Raw genomic sequence first — 14,027 nt, 5'->3', positions numbered from 1 at the left:
GCGGGACCGGTCTCAGCTCGTCCCGGCAGGTAGAGGACCGGTCTCAGCCCTTAACCGTCGGTACGGGACCGGCCTCGGCGCTTCTCCGCCGGGTACGGGACCATGCTCAGCGCTTCTCCGGGGGGATGCCGACCGCCGCGCAGACTCCGCGCCACACGTCCTTGGTCTCCCAGCCCGCGGCCAGGGCCTCGTTCACCGTACGCCCGCCGAGCTCGGACATCACATGATCGCGCGCGAAGGAGTCGGCGTACGCCACGCCGAAGTGCTCGGCCATCCGTTCCCAGAAAATCGTCAACCGCATGCCCTCAGTATCCCGCTCCTGAGAGTGCAGCCGGGCCCGGAGAGCCCTGCCGAGGGGTGTTCCCCTCTACGGTCGGTCCATGGCTGGAACCGGAGCACATCCCCTCGCCCGCGCTGAGCAGTTCATCTGGCTCACCGCACGCGTCCTCGAGCAACGGCGGTTCGCCCATCTCTTCCTGGGCGGAGATGCGGAGAGCGTCGAGACCGCCCTGAGCGCCTACCGCAACGAGGACGGGGGTTACGGTCACGCACTCGAACCGGATCTCCGCGGTCCGGTGAGCCAGCCGCTGCACACCGCGCACGCGCTGAGCGTTCTCGATTCGATCGGCCGCTGCGGTGGCCTGCGGGTGGAGCGGATCTGCCGCTATCTGACGGACGTGTCGACGAAGGAAGGCGCCCTGCCGGCGCTCCATCCCTCGCAGCGGGGCTATCCGGCGGCCCCGTTCATCCCCGTCGTCGACGACCCGCCCGCCGATCTGCTGGCGACGGGCCCCGTGGTGGGGACGCTGCACCGCAACCAGGTGTGGCATGCCTGGCTCTTCCGCGCCACCGACTTCTGCTGGGCGGTCGTCGAAGGACTGGAGCAGTCACATCCCTACGAGATCGAGGCGGCGGTCGCCTTCCTGGACGGCGTCCCGGACCGCGCACGTGCGGAATCGGCCGCCGAGCGGCTGGGCCTGCTGGTGCGTGAGCAACGGCTGGTGGTGCTGGATCCGGCCCGCCGGGACGACTTCCCGGTGGCACCCGGCTACGCACCGGGTGAACACCATTTCCCTTACGACTACGCCCGCACCCCTGGTTCTCTCGCCCGGCGCTGGTTCAGCGACGGGGAAGTGCGGGACTCCCTCGATCATCTGGCGGCCGAGCAGCAGGAGGACGGCGGCTGGCCGGTCAACTGGCGGCAGTGGGCTCCCGGAACCGCGCTGGAAGGACGGCCCATCGTGACCCTACGGGCGTTGCGGACCCTCAGGGCCTACGGACGTCCACTGCACTGACCCGCCCGGAAGGTGCACGGCCACGCGCGGCTCGCTCAGAACAGGGCCCGCGTGAGTGCGGTGACGACGACGGCCGCGCCGACGACCACCAGGAACGGGGCCCGCAGGACGAGCGCGATAGCCGCCGCGCCGAGACCCGCCGCTCGGGCGTCGAGCACCAGGTGCTGTGCGTCGCCGAAGGTCTGCTGCGCGGTGAGTGCCGCCAGCAGCGCCACGGGCAGGAGCGCCGCCATCCGCTGCACGAGGGGACGTTCCAGGGCTCCCGCGGGAACCAGCAGGCCGAGGAGTTTGGCGAGATAGCAGCCGACAGTGGTGAGCCCGATCGCGATCCAGATGTTCATCGGCCCTCCCCGGGCTCGTTCTCGGTGACGGTGCTGTTCGTGGTGCCCGTGCCGTGGCCGCTCTTCCCGGAACGGCCACGCAGGAAGAGGACCACCGGGGCGGCCAGCGCGGAGACCAGTACGGGCGCTCCCGCCGGGAGGACCGGCAGAAGGCCCAGGACCAGCAGGACGGCGAGTCCCGCGGTGACACGTTCGGTGGTGGTCCTCAGCATCGGCGCGAGCAGCGCGAGGAACACCGCGGGGCTGGCCGCGTCCAGTCCCCAGGCGTCGGTGTCGCCCAGGGCCTCGGCCCCCAGCGCTCCGACCAACGTCGTCAGGTTCCAGAGGGTGTAGAGGGTGAGACCGGTGACGGTGAACCCGATGCGCGCGGCCCTGCGGGTCGGCTGCGGCAGGGTGACGGCGGTCGTCTCGTCGATGACCCACTGGGCGGCGAGGGGGCGCAGCGCACGCGGCAGCGCGAGGAGCTGGGAGAGCCGCAGTCCGTAGAAGGCGTTACGGATCCCGAGGAAGAAGGCACCTGCCGCCGCGGTGTACGGGTTTCCGCCGGCGGCGAGGGCTCCCACGAGCGCGAACTGCGACGCGCCGGTGAAGACGAGGAGGCTCAGGGCGCAGGTCTGGAGGAGGGTGAGTCCGGCGCCGGCGCTGGTCACGCCGAACGCGAAGCCGGAGAGCCCCACGGCTATGCCCACGCCGAGTGCGTCCCGGACGACCGCGGCGTCCGGCTTCTCCGTGGCCGCGTCCGGGGCGGCCGTGCTCTGAGGGGGTGCTGTCTGTTCTGCCACGCCCGGAAGGTTACGGGGAGGCATTCCCGCTGGTCTTGTACGTTCCTGCGCGCTCACGCCGGTACGCGCCGGGAGGCACCCCGACGATCCGGGTGAAGTGGCGGTTGAGGTGAGGCTGGTCGGTGAAGCCCACCGCGATCGCGGCCTCGGCCGGTGTGGTGCCGGCGTCGAGCAGGCGGCGCGCACGCCGTACCCGGGCATCGGTCAGCCAGGTGTGCGGGGGCATCCCGTACTGGTTCCGGAAGGCGCGCAGCAGGGCGAAGGGGCTGGTGCCGAGCTCGGAAGCGAGCGCTTCGAGGGTCGGCGGACGTTCCATCCGCTCCTCCAGAACAGCTCGGGCGCGTGCGGCGTCCCGGGCTCCGGCGGACCGTGGTGCCCTCGCCGGCATGGTCCCGCCGTGGCGGTCGAGCAGCTGGGCGACCATGACGCGCAGGACACTGTCCGCGGCCAGGGGGTTGCCCTCCTCCGCCGCCCGGTGGACCTCGGTGATGAGCCGTGCGGCGCGGGGGTCGCTGACCCCGGTCTCGGTGAAGGCGGCCGTTCCCCGCGCACTCGACATCTCCGCCGCTACGTCGTTGACGACCTGCGCCGAGGGGTAGAGCGTGTTGTAGACCCATCCCTCGGGTGTTCCGGCGCGCGCGGTGTGCGGGACCTCCGGGTTGATCATGAGGACGGTGCCGGGCCCCGCGCGCACGGTGCCGTCGGGGACGCCCACCTCCTCGACGCCGCTGGTGATCGCGGCGAGGACATAGCCCTCGTGGCTGTGCCGGGGGAAGGTGTGGCGGACGTACCGGGCGCTGAGCAGATCGACACCGGGCAGCTCGGCGTGCTGCCAGTGCCGCGCCCACTCCGTGTCCCTGCCCTTCTCCGCCATATGCGCATTCTCGCAGGTCCGGGCCGTGGACGACTGCGGGGACGAGCGGCCGCGCCGTGAGCGGAGGGGCCGACGGCGGTCACGTCCAGCGGCTGTTGTCAGTGGCGGGGTGCACGATGGGGGGCATGGCCGGTTCCGCACTCGATTCGTTCTCGCCCGCGACCCGCGGCTGGTTCACCTCCGCCTTCGACGCGCCCACCGCGGCGCAGGAGGGTGCCTGGCGGGCCATCGGTGAGGGATCGGACGTGCTGGTCGTCGCGCCGACGGGGTCGGGCAAGACCCTCGCCGCGTTCCTGGCCTCCCTGGACCGGCTGGCGGCCGCCCCGCCGCCCGCCGAGGCGAAGAAGCGCTGCCGGGTGCTGTACGTGTCCCCGATGAAGGCACTCGCCGTGGACGTCGAGCGGAACCTGCGTTCTCCGCTCACGGGAATCCGTCAGGAGTCGGTGCGTCTCGGCCTTCCCGAGCCGGAGGTGCGGGTGGCCATCCGTTCCGGTGACACCCCCGCGGCCGAGCGCCGTTCGATGGCGACCAGGCCGCCGGACATCCTGATCACCACCCCTGAATCCCTGTTCCTGATGCTCACGTCCTCGGCCAGGGACGCGCTGGCCGGGATCGAGACGGTGATCGTCGACGAGGTGCACGCCGTCGCGGGGACGAAACGCGGCGCGCACATGGCGGTGTCCCTGGAGCGCCTGGACGAGTTGCTCCCGCGGCCGGCGCGCCGGATCGGTCTGTCGGCGACGGTCCGCCCGGTCGACGAGGTCGCCCGGTTCCTGTCGCCGCAGCGCAAGGTGGAGATCGTCCAGCCCCCGTCGGCCAAGGAGTTCGATCTCTCGGTCGTGGTCCCGGTCGAGGATCTGGGCGAACTGAGCGGCTCACCGGCTACGGGCGACGAGGGCGGGCAGGCCGAGAAGCCGTCGATCTGGCCCCACGTGGAGGAGCGGATCGCCGATCTCGTCCAGTCGCACCGCTCCACCATCGTCTTCGCCAACTCCAGGCGTCTCGCGGAGCGTCTGTGCAACCGGCTCAACGAGATCGCCCACGAGCGGGCTCTGGAAGCGGCGGCCGGAGAAGGTGGCGAGGCCGGGGAGAGCCTGCCGGAGGCGCACTCCCCCGCCGAGGTCATGGCGCAGTCCGGCGCCGCGAAGGGGGCGCCCGCCGTGCTCGCCCGCGCCCACCACGGCTCGGTGTCCAAGGAGCAGCGTTCGCAGGTCGAGGAGGACCTCAAGGCCGGGAGGCTGCCCGCCGTGGTCGCCACCTCCAGCCTGGAGCTGGGCATCGACATGGGTGCGGTCGACCTGGTGATCCAGGTCGAGTCACCCCCGTCCGTCGCCTCTGGGCTGCAGCGGGTGGGCCGGGCCGGCCACCAGGTCGGCGCCGTGTCCACCGGTGTGGTCTTCCCCAAGTACCGCGGTGATCTGGTGCAGGCGGCGGTGGTGACCGAGCGGATGCGGGACGGCGCCATCGAGGCCCTGCGGATCCCGTCCAATCCGCTCGACGTGCTGGCCCAGCAGATCGTCGCGACGGTCGCGCTCGACAGCCGGCAGGCCGACGACCTGCTCGCCCTGGCCCGCCGGGCGGCCCCGTTCGCCTCGCTGCCCGAGTCCGCGTTCACCTCCGTGCTCGACATGCTCGCCGGACGCTACCCGTCCGACGCCTTCGCCGAGTTGCGCCCCCGAGTGGTGTGGGACCGCGTCACCGGCACGGTCACGGGCCGCCCGGGCGCCCAGCGCCTCGCCGTTACCTCGGGCGGCACCATTCCCGACCGCGGGCTCTTCGGCGTCTTCCTGGCCGGTGCCGACCCGAAGAAGGGCGGCGGACGCGTCGGTGAACTGGACGAGGAGATGGTCTACGAGTCCCGCGTCGGCGATGTGTTCACCCTGGGCACCACCTCCTGGCGGATCGAGGACATCACCAGGGACCGGGTCCTGGTCTCCCCCGCGCCCGGAGTCCCGGGCAGACTGCCGTTCTGGAAGGGCGACCAGCTGGGCCGCCCGCTGGAGCTGGGCCGCGCACTCGGCGCGTTCCTCCGGGAGGTCGGCGCCCTCTCCGACGAGGACGCCAGGCTGCGGTTGCTGGCTGCCGGGCTGGACGGCTGGGCCGCGGACAACGTCCTGTCCTACCTCGACGAACAGCGCCGCGCCTGCGGTCATGTCCCCGACGACCGGACGGTGCTCGTCGAGCGGTTCCGTGACGAGCTCGGCGACTGGCGGATCGTGGTGCACTCGCCCTTCGGCGCCCAGGTGCACGCCCCTTGGGCGCTCGCCCTGTCCGCCCGGATCGGCGAGCGGTACGGCGTGGACGCACAGGTCATGCACGCGGACGACGGCATCGTCCTGCGGCTGCCCGACGCCGATCTGATGGGTCTCGACCTCCTCGACTTCGATCCCGCGCAGACCGATCAGGCCGGCGCGAGCGCCGGTTCCGCGCGCACCGGTCCCGGTTCTCCCGCCTCGGGCCCCGACGGCGACCAGCCGCCGGTGAGTGCCACGGATGTGGTGTTCGACCAGGGGGAGATCAGCGATCTGGTCACCGAACAGGTGGGCGGCTCGGCTCTGTTCGCCTCCCGTTTCCGTGAGTGCGCCGCGCGCGCCCTGCTGTTGCCCCGGCGCAGTCCGGGCAAGCGCACACCGCTGTGGCAGCAGCGTCAGCGCGCGTCCCAGCTGCTGCAGGTGGCCTCCGAGTTCGGCTCTTTCCCGATCGTCCTGGAAGCGGTCCGCGAATGCCTCCAGGACGTGTTCGACGTCCCGGGCCTCACGGAGCTGATGGGCGATCTGGAGTCGCGCCGGGTCCGCCTGGTGGAGGTGACCACGCCCGAGCCCTCACCGTTCGCCCGCTCCCTCCTCTTCGGTTACGTCGCGCAGTTCCTGTACGAAGGTGACTCGCCCCTCGCCGAACGGCGCGCCGCCGCGCTCTCCCTCGACTCCCATCTCCTGGCGGAGCTGCTCGGCAGGGCGGAGCTGCGCGAGCTGCTCGACGCGGATGTCCTGGGTGAGCTTGAGCGTGAGCTGCAGTGGCTGACCGACGACAGGAAGATCAAGGACACCGAGGGGGTCGCCGATCTCCTGCGCGTCCTCGGGCCGCTCACCACCGCCGAACTGGCGGAGCGTGGAGCGGAGTCCGGATGGGCGCAGGAGCTGGAGGCGTCGAGACGCGCCATCCAGGTACGCCTCGGCGGAGCCCCGCACTGGGCGGCGGTCGAGGACTCGGGCAGGCTGCGCGACGCACTCGGCACGGCGCTTCCGGTGGGTGTCCCCGAGGCGTTCACCGAGCCGGTCAAGGATCCGCTCGGAGACCTCCTCGCCCGGTACGCCCGTACACACGGCCCGTTCACCAGCGCGCAGGCGGCGGACCGCTTCGGCCTGGGGACAGCCGTGACCGACGGGGCACTCCAGCGCCTCGCCGCGTCGGGCCGTGTCGTCCAGGGTGAGTTCCACCCTGCGGGCATCGGCCAGGAATGGTGCGACTCGACGGTTCTGCGGCGGCTGCGCCGCCGTTCGCTGGCCGCGCTCCGCGAGGAGCTGGAGCCGGTGGCCCCCTCCGCCCTGGCCGGCTTCCTCCCCCAGTGGCAGCACCTCGGCGACAACAGCCTGCGCGGAATCGACGGACTGGCCCGTGCCGTCGAGCAGTTGCAGGGCGCTCCCGTCCCAGCGTCCGCGCTGGAGAAACTGATCCTGCCGAGCCGCGTCATGGGCTACTCCCCGGCGATGCTCGACGAACTGACGACCACCGGGGAGATCGTCTGGGCCGGAGCCGGGGCCCTGCCGGGCAAGGACGGCTGGCTCTCCGTCTACCCGGCCGACAGCGCGCCCCTGCTCCTTCCGCCTCCCCACCCGCTGGAGACGACCGCACTGCACGACTCGGTGCTGACGATCCTCTCCGGCGGTTACGGCCTCTTCTTCCGGCAGATCGCCGACCAGGTCCGCGCGACCACGCACCCGGACTGCACCGAACCCCAACTGGCGGACGCCATCTGGGACCTCGTGTGGTCCGGACGCCTCACCAACGACACGCTCGCTCCGCTGCGGGCACTCCTCGGATCGGGCCGCACGGCCGGGTCCACCGCTCACCGGGCCAGGCGCTCAGTCCCGCGCGGACGCTACGGCTCGCTGACGGGATCCGCACGGCCCGCCTCCCGTACGGGTCCGCCCACGGTGTCGGGGCGATGGTCGCTGTTGCCTCCGGCCGAGCCCGAGCCGACCCATCGCGCGCACGCCCTGGCGCGCACGCTCCTCGACCGCCACGGGGTGGTGACCCGCGGCGCGGTTCAGGCCGAGGGCGTCGAGGGCGGGTTCTCCGCGATCTACCGTGTACTCGCCGCGTTCGAGGACAGCGGTCAGGCGCGGCGTGGGTATGTGGTGGAAGGCCTGGGGGCGGCCCAGTTCGCCATGGACGGAGCCGTGGACCGTCTCAGGGCCGCCGCCACCGCACGGGACCGCGCCGCCCCGGGCTCCGCTCCCCGCGCCCTCGTCCTCGCCGCCGCCGATCCCGCCAACGCGTACGGCGCGGCCCTCTCGTGGCCCGAGTCGCCGGACGGGGCGGGCCACAAACCGGGCCGGAAGGCGGGCTCCCTGGTCGTCCTCGTGGACGGTGAGCTGACGCTGTACATGGAGCGGGGCGGCAAGTCCCTGCTCTCCTGGTCCACGGATCCCGACGACCCGGCGCTCAGGGCCGCCGCCGAGGCACTCGCTTCGGCAGCCCGCGCGGGGAGGCTCGGCACGGTCACCGTGGAGCGCACCAACGGCGCCTCCGCCCTCGCCTCGCCGCTGGGCCGCACCCTGGAAGCGGCGGGCTTCCTCGCCACGCCCCGCGGTCTGCGGCTGCGTGCCTGAGGCCCGGCTCCCGACAGGTACGCGTTCGGACACGGACCGGGGTGTGGGCGCGGGTCACCGACGGTGCTGTGCGCGCATCATGGAGGCATGCCCGAAGGCGACACGGTCCTGCAGACGGCGCGGCGTCTCGACACCGCGCTGTCGGGTCGGGTCCTGACCGCCTTCGACCTGCGGGTTCCGCGCTTCGCCACCGCCGATCTGACGGGCAGCCTCGTCCTGGACGTCACGGCGCGCGGCAAGCATCTGCTCACGCGGTTCGAGGGCGGACTCACCCTTCACAGTCATCTGCGCATGGAGGGGGCCTGGCGCGTGTACGGCCCTGGTGAGCGCCCCCGGGGAGGGCCGGCCCATCAGATCCGTGCCGTGCTCGGAAACTCGGAGCGGACCGCCGTCGGCTACCGCCTGCCCGTGGTCGAGCTTCTCCGCACCGAGGACGAGGACCAAGCGGTAGGTCATCTCGGCCCCGATCTCCTGGGGGCTGACTGGGATCCGGACACCGCTCTGCGCAACCTTCTGGCCGATCCGGGACGCCGGATCGCAGATGCCCTTCTGGACCAGCGGAATCTCGCCGGTATCGGCAACGTCTACATGTGCGAACTCTGCTTCATGGCCCGTGCGACACCTTGGCTGCCGTTGGGCGAGCTGGCGCCGCCGGTCCCCGCACTCCTGGTCAGCACGGCCAAGCAACTTCTCGAGGCCAACCGCGACCGTCCGATGCGGACGACCACCGGGGCGACGCCCGCTCTGGCAAGGAGCCGGTCGAGGGAGCGTCTCTTCGTCTACGGACGTGCGGGCCGCCCGTGCATGCGTTGCGGGACCCTCATCCGTGTGGCGGAGCGGGACGATCGGCCCACCTACTGGTGCCCTGGGTGCCAGTCCGGCCCCACAGGCTGAGGGCGACGGGGCAGGTACCGCCGTCCGGATCCCGGCACGACGCCACTTCCCCTCCGGAGGTGGAGCTACGGGGATATGTCCCTGCGGTCCGGCTCCTCGGCCGGCCTCTCCGGCTTCGCGACCGCGGCCACGTGGACCGGAAGGAGGCTCAACCCCCACCCCCCGGCCACGACCGCGCCTTCTATCAGCCCGGCGCGCTCCGGCTCGACGAGGAGCCTGAGCACCGCCCACCACCACACACCGCCGAGGGCGAACGCCGGCACCCATCGCCGCACCATGGCTGCCTCCTCCGGCCGACGCTAGTACGGCACGATCGCCCGACGGGAGGGCGTACCGATGCGTGACCGGCGTGCGTCACGCTGATGGAACGACTGTGCGCGCCCTCTCCTGGGCCGTTGTCGAGAAGGGTGGTTCCCGGCCCTCTCCCGCAGTTTCCCCCGGGTCGGCGCCCACTGCATCCGGGGCCGTGCCTCCCCCGCCCCGGGACAGACCCCCTGGCCCAGGGCAGGATCGGGAGACCGATGGCCTGAGCACACGTGTGTCCCCGGGCGTTCGCCCGGGGACACACGTGGCTGGATCGAGGCGGCTGAGGCACGTTTCGAAGTGGCGTCGTCCGCCTGTGGGGCGGACGGGACCTCCGAAACACGCCTCAGTGCTTGTCCTTGTCCGTCAGGGAGTCCTTGATGCCCTTGGCGCGCTCACCGGCCCCGCCCAGAGCCTCCTCGGCCTTGGCCTTGGTCTGGTCGGTCTTGCCCTCGGACTCCTTGCGGCGGTCGCCCGTGAGCTTGCCGGTGGCCTCCTTGGCCTTGCCCTTGAGCTTGTCCATGGCCTTGTCGTCGCTCATGCCGCACTCCTCACTCTCCGACCGGCACCGCCGGTCGCCGTTTCACGGTCCTCGTCGCAGGTCAGGCGCTCGAAGGTCAGGCGCTCTCGGCCTGGAACATCCACGCGTGCTTCTCGAGATCGGCCGTCAGCGCGATCAGGATGTCCTGGCTGACGGGGTCCGGGTCCGCGGTCGCCTCGATCCGCTCCCGCATTCGGTCGATGACCACCCGCAGGGCGTCGACCAGTACCCGTACCGCGTCCACGTCCTTGATCCAGCCGTCGGGCACCAGGTCGATGGCCGTGGTCTTCGCGAGGGTCTTGGACCGTCCGTCGGGGTTGACTCCGACCGCCGAAGCCCGTTCCGCGACCGTGTCCGAGTGCTGCCGCGCCGTGTCGACGACCTCGTCGAGCTGCAGATGCACGGACCGGAAGCGGGGACCGACGACGTTCCAGTGGACCTGCTTGGCGACCAGGGAAAGGTCCACCAGATCCACCAGGGCGCCCTGCAGTGCGTCACCCACGACCTTCCGGTCGCCCTCGGTCAGCGCACTCTTGACGACAGACATGCAATTCTCCGTTCGGATAGCTGCTGGCTATGGGGCCTACCACCCGTCCACGATTGCACAAAAGATGCAAAACGGTCATTCGGATGGGCTCCCTCCAGGAGAGCCTTCAACCGGCCTCACGATGCGCCTGCCCTGCAACGCGCTCCGCACACTCCAGGCACACAAAAGTCCCGGCCGGCCCACGAGGGCCGACCGGGACTCCGTACAGCACGAACCATGCGGTCAGGCAGCGACCACATCCACAGCTTCCGCGGGCGCCTTGATGGTCACCCGTCCTGTCGGCACGCCGGCGACCGACGCGACGGAGACGGAGTTCAGCATCGGACGTACTGGTACAGGCACCGCATCACTGGCTGCCGCCGACTCGGCCAGCTCAGCCAGGGACAGTTCATCGCTCACTTCACGCATGAGCTCGGACATCCGTACGTCCAGCGCGTCGCAAATGGCGGAGAGCAGCTCGGAGGATGCCTCCTTCTGCCCCCGCTCCACCTCGGAGAGATAGCCGAGCGAGACTCGGGCGGACGAGGAGACTTCGCGCAGAGTACGGCCTTGGCGCTGGCGCTGCCGACGCAGCACGTCACCAAGCAGGCGACGGAGCAGAATCATCGGTGGCTCCCTCCTCGGACCGCGTAGCCGCATCCTTCACGCCCCACCGTACCGCCTCGCGCTGCGGCCGTGCGGGGAGCGATGTCGTGTTCACTCAGGGCTGTAAACATCAATTCCCCCCGTTGTGTTCCGTATCCTGTGCCCTCGCATTTTCGCCGAGTTCGCCGGAGAGCAGCTCGAGCAGGCCCCGCACACTCTCCTTACGGATGTCCGCCCGACCGCCGTTCAACCTCAGCTCGGCGACTTTCTCCGTACCGCCCGGTCCGGCCACGGCGATGAAGACCGTGCCCACAGGCTTTCCGTCCTGGGCTCCGGGACCCGCCACCCCTGTCGTCGCGATCCCCCAGTCCGCGGAGAGGACGCGGCGCACGCCGGTGGCCATGGCCTGTGCGACCTCGGGATCCACGGCTCCGCGCTCGGCCAGGAGCGTGCCGTCCACGCCCAGGACATCGCGCTTGAGCGGCGTGGCATAGGCCGTGACGGACCCACGGAACACCTGTGAGGCCCCGGGCACGGAGGTGAGCTCCGCGGCGACCAGACCTCCGGTGAGGGACTCGGCGACGGCGAGCGTCTCCCCGCGCCCCTGAAGCCGCAGCAGCACCTGGGCCGCCCCGGACGTCACCGTTCGGCCTCCGCCGTCCCCCGGCCCCCGGCGACGCCCCCGCCGATCTGTCCGCCCAGCGGCTCCACGACCGGCTCCACGCGGTCCGCGCGCTCACCGTCCACGGACTCCGCGACGCATGCGCCCCCGGTGGCTCCCTCGGTGTCCGCTGCCGCCGCCACCGCCTCCAGCGCGGCGGCCCGCTCGGCGGCCAGCCCACGCCGGCGCAGGACGACAGCCTGGCGCACGTAGTCGAGGCCTGTGACGACCGTCAGCACGACGGCGGCCATCATCACCCAGAAGCGCATCGTGGCCAGCGGGCCGGTCAGCGCGAGGACGTACATGCCCACGGCGATGCCCTGGGCGAGTGTCTTCAGCTTGCCGCCTCGGCTGGCCGGGATCACCGAGTGCCGGATGACCCAGAAGCGCATCAGCGTGATGCCGAGCTCCCGGAAGAGGATCACACCGGTGATCCACCACGGCAGGTCACCGAGCGCGGACAGGCAGATCAGTGCCGCACCCATGATCGCCTTGTCCGCTATCGGATCGGCGATCTTCCCGAAGTCGGTGACGAGGTTGTAGGTGCGCGCGAGATGTCCGTCGAAGACGTCCGTGATCATCGCGACGGCGAACGCGGCCCAGGCGAACGACCGCCAGACCGGGTCGTAGCCGCCGCCGTGCAGCAGCAGCAGGACGAAGACCGGCACCAGGACCAGCCGCACCATGGTGAGGATGTTCGCGATGTTCCAGAGGCCGGCCTGGTTGACGGCGGCCGCACCCAGCTTGCCGCCGCGGGGCGCCGGCGTCGCGCCGGTGCCGCCTGCCGCGGATGCCGGGGCTCCCGTCATCTGGCTGCCTCCGCGAGCTCGTGGTGTTCGGCCACGAGGTCCACTCCCTCGGTGCCCACTGCCTTCGCTTCGACCATACGGCCCGGAACGAGCCCTTCGCGTGTGGTGAAGACGACCTGGCCGTCCGTTTCCGGTGCCTGGTGCGCCGCTCTGCCCACCGCGACGGGGCCGTCCTCGTCGGACTCGACCGATTCGACGAGGACCTGCAGCGTCTCGCCGACCCGCTCCTCCGCCCGCTGGGAGGTCAGCTCCTCGGCGAGCTGCGAGATGTGGGCGAGACGCTCCGCGATGACGTCGGCGTCCAGCTTGTTCTCGTAGCCCACGGCCTCCGTGCCCTCCTCGTCGGAGTACCCGAAGACGCCGATGGCGTCCAGACGCGCTCCGGTGAGGAAGCGTTCCAGCTCCGCGAGGTCCGCCTCCGTCTCACCGGGGAAGCCCACGATGAAGTTGGAGCGCGCACCGGCCTGCGGCGCCTTGCTCCGGATGGTGTCCAGCAGCTCGAGGAAACGGTCCGTGTCCCCGAACCGCCTCATGGCCCGCAGGACGCCGGGAGCCGAGTGCTGGAAGGAGAGGTCGAAGTACGGCGCGACCTTGGGCGTCGAGGTGAGTACGTCGATCAGCCCCGGCCGCATCTCGGCGGGCTGCAGATAGCTGACGCGGATGCGCTCGATCCCGTCGACGTCGGCGAGCTCGGGGAGCAGGGTCTCCAGGAGCCGGATGTCCCCGAGGTCCTTCCCGTAGGAGGTGTTGTTCTCGGAGACCAGCATGACCTCCTTGACGCCCTGCTCGGCGAGCCAGCGCGTCTCCTGGAGGACGTCGGACGGGCGCCTGGAGATGAAGGAGCCGCGGAAGGACGGAATGGCGCAGAAGGAGCAGCGCCGGTCGCAGCCGGAGGCGAGCTTCACCGAGGCGACCGGGCTGGTCCCGAGCCTGCGGCGCAGTGGCGCCCGGGGCCCCGACAGGGGCGCGATCCCTTCCGGCAGGTCCGCGGGGGCCGGAGCGGCCTCCTGGGCGTGCCCGGGCAGCGAGACCGCGGCGTCCTGCCGCTCGGCCGGGCTGATCGGCAGCAGCTTGCGCCGGTCGCGGGGCGTGTGGGAGGCGTGGACGCCTCCGCTGAGGATGGTCTGCAGACGGTCGGAGATGTCGGCGTAGTCGTCGAATCCAAGGACGCCGTCCGCTTCCGGCAGCGCCTCGGCGAGGTCCTTGCCGTAGCGCTCGGCCATGCAGCCGACGGCCACGACGGCCTGGGTTCTGCCGTGGTCCTTCAGATCATTGGCTTCGAGCAGGGCGTCGACGGAGTCCTTCTTGGCGGCCTCCACGAACCCACAGGTGTTGACGACGGCGACATCCGCGTCCGTGGCGTTCTCGACGAGCTCCCAGCCGTCCGCTGCCAAGCGGCCTGCGAGCTCCTCCGAGTCCACCTCGTTACGGGCGCATCCGAGAGTGACAAGGGCGACGGTACGGCGTTCGGGCATGGACTCAAGACTACTTTGTCCCGGCACCGCCGCTGCCGTGCAGGGTTCACCGCTACGGGGAGTGACCGAACAGCGGGTGAAACGGAGG

General features: G+C 71.4%; 14 protein-coding genes. 3 read left to right on the top strand and 11 right to left on the bottom strand.

Annotation, left to right across the window (positions count from 1 at the left end):
- Nucleotides 1–106 precede the first annotated feature (106 nt).
- Complete coding sequence (locus tag ACGFNN_RS31805; protein ID WP_393561134.1) at nucleotides 107–301, bottom strand: DUF3046 domain-containing protein; 195 nt, start codon at nucleotides 299–301, stop codon at nucleotides 107–109.
- A gap of 79 nt (nucleotides 302–380) precedes the next feature.
- On the opposite strand from ACGFNN_RS31805, the gene ACGFNN_RS31800 reads away from it, so the two are divergent.
- Nucleotides 381–1,295 (top strand): hypothetical protein, encoded by a 915-nt coding sequence (locus ACGFNN_RS31800; RefSeq protein WP_393561133.1) that lies wholly within the window; start codon nucleotides 381–383, stop codon nucleotides 1,293–1,295.
- A 35-nt stretch (nucleotides 1,296–1,330) separates the two neighbouring features.
- On the opposite strand, the gene ACGFNN_RS31795 is transcribed toward ACGFNN_RS31800, so the two are convergent.
- From ACGFNN_RS31795 to ACGFNN_RS31785, 3 genes are read right to left on the bottom strand one after another with little or no spacing between them, the layout of a single operon-like run.
- On the bottom strand, nucleotides 1,331–1,636 hold the full coding sequence (locus tag ACGFNN_RS31795; RefSeq protein ID WP_393561131.1) for an AzlD domain-containing protein: 306 nt from the start codon (nucleotides 1,634–1,636) through the stop codon (nucleotides 1,331–1,333).
- Nucleotides 1,633–2,418, bottom strand: a complete 786-nt coding sequence (locus ACGFNN_RS31790) for an AzlC family ABC transporter permease (RefSeq protein ID WP_393561129.1) — start codon at nucleotides 2,416–2,418, stop codon at nucleotides 1,633–1,635. Before ACGFNN_RS31790 ends, ACGFNN_RS31795 begins: the two co-directional genes overlap by 4 nt.
- Before the next feature lie 10 nt (nucleotides 2,419–2,428).
- Entirely contained in the window at nucleotides 2,429–3,292 is an 864-nt protein-coding gene (locus ACGFNN_RS31785; protein ID WP_393561127.1) for an AraC family transcriptional regulator, read from the bottom strand.
- A gap of 125 nt (nucleotides 3,293–3,417) precedes the next feature.
- Between ACGFNN_RS31785 and ACGFNN_RS31780 the strand changes: the two genes are divergently transcribed.
- Both ACGFNN_RS31780 and ACGFNN_RS31775 read left to right on the top strand, forming a co-directional pair.
- Nucleotides 3,418–8,124 carry a DEAD/DEAH box helicase gene (locus ACGFNN_RS31780; RefSeq protein WP_393561125.1) on the top strand — a complete coding sequence of 1,569 codons (4,707 nt, stop codon included), beginning with the start codon at nucleotides 3,418–3,420 and terminating at the stop codon, nucleotides 8,122–8,124.
- 87 nt (nucleotides 8,125–8,211) lie between these two features.
- Nucleotides 8,212–9,018 (top strand): Fpg/Nei family DNA glycosylase, encoded by an 807-nt coding sequence (locus tag ACGFNN_RS31775; protein WP_393561123.1) that lies wholly within the window; start codon nucleotides 8,212–8,214, stop codon nucleotides 9,016–9,018.
- 65 nt (nucleotides 9,019–9,083) lie between these two features.
- On the opposite strand, the gene ACGFNN_RS31770 is transcribed toward ACGFNN_RS31775, so the two are convergent.
- The 7 genes from ACGFNN_RS31770 to rimO form a co-directional block, all read right to left on the bottom strand.
- Complete coding sequence (locus ACGFNN_RS31770; RefSeq protein WP_362554849.1) at nucleotides 9,084–9,296, bottom strand: hypothetical protein; 213 nt, start codon at nucleotides 9,294–9,296, stop codon at nucleotides 9,084–9,086.
- Between the two features lie 371 nt (nucleotides 9,297–9,667).
- Nucleotides 9,668–9,862, bottom strand: coding sequence for a CsbD family protein (locus ACGFNN_RS31765; protein ID WP_393561121.1), 195 nt, complete (start codon nucleotides 9,860–9,862; stop codon nucleotides 9,668–9,670).
- Between the two features lie 76 nt (nucleotides 9,863–9,938).
- Nucleotides 9,939–10,409, bottom strand: coding sequence for a DNA starvation/stationary phase protection protein (locus ACGFNN_RS31760; protein ID WP_362554845.1), 471 nt, complete (start codon nucleotides 10,407–10,409; stop codon nucleotides 9,939–9,941).
- Between the two features lie 222 nt (nucleotides 10,410–10,631).
- Nucleotides 10,632–11,015, bottom strand: coding sequence for a helix-turn-helix domain-containing protein (locus tag ACGFNN_RS31755; RefSeq protein ID WP_014153702.1), 384 nt, complete (start codon nucleotides 11,013–11,015; stop codon nucleotides 10,632–10,634).
- Nucleotides 11,016–11,124: 109 nt separating this feature from the next.
- A complete protein-coding gene (locus tag ACGFNN_RS31750) occupies nucleotides 11,125–11,637 on the bottom strand; it encodes a CinA family protein (protein WP_393561119.1) in 513 nt (170 codons plus the stop codon).
- Entirely contained in the window at nucleotides 11,634–12,464 is an 831-nt protein-coding gene (gene pgsA / locus ACGFNN_RS31745) for a CDP-diacylglycerol--glycerol-3-phosphate 3-phosphatidyltransferase (protein ID WP_393561117.1), read from the bottom strand. Before pgsA ends, ACGFNN_RS31750 begins: the two co-directional genes overlap by 4 nt.
- On the bottom strand, nucleotides 12,461–13,939 hold the full coding sequence (gene rimO / locus ACGFNN_RS31740) for a 30S ribosomal protein S12 methylthiotransferase RimO (protein ID WP_393561115.1): 1,479 nt from the start codon (nucleotides 13,937–13,939) through the stop codon (nucleotides 12,461–12,463). Before rimO ends, pgsA begins: the two co-directional genes overlap by 4 nt.
- Between the last annotated feature and the right edge of the window lie 88 nt (nucleotides 13,940–14,027).

Origin of the sequence: Streptomyces sp. NPDC048590 (assembly GCF_043199535.1) — a bacterium.
Taxonomy (GTDB): Bacteria; Actinomycetota; Actinomycetes; order Streptomycetales; family Streptomycetaceae; genus Streptomyces.
Note: the sequence above shows the minus strand (reverse complement) of the source record. Positions and strands in the feature narration are given on the sequence as shown.